At 35.7% G+C, this 230-nt stretch carries 1 protein-coding gene; it reads left to right on the top strand.

The features are described 5' to 3' along the window. On the top strand, positions 1 to 230 hold a 230-nt coding region (locus RMT89_RS45735; protein WP_315889650.1), incomplete at both ends, for a hypothetical protein.

Genomic DNA, 230 nt, shown 5'->3' with positions numbered 1-230 from the left:
CGCTTTTTATGCCTGCTTATACCGTTTAATTGAAATCCTGTTTGCAGACCCTTATCTTTATAAACAGCTAAGACCTTTGAATCCTGATTTTAAATGGAAGAAAATAGAGGGAAGTTTTCAAGAACAGTTTCTCAATGGTCAGTATATGATACATGCATTGGAACAATGCAATTCTATCATTTGGGGCGCATTATTAATCAAGTTCATTAGAATGTGGTACGAACGCAAGC

Source organism: Streptomyces sp. P17, from assembly GCF_032436805.1.
Classification (GTDB): Bacteria; Actinomycetota; Actinomycetes; order Streptomycetales; family Streptomycetaceae; genus Streptomyces.
This window is presented reverse-complemented; position numbering and strand designations above follow the sequence as displayed.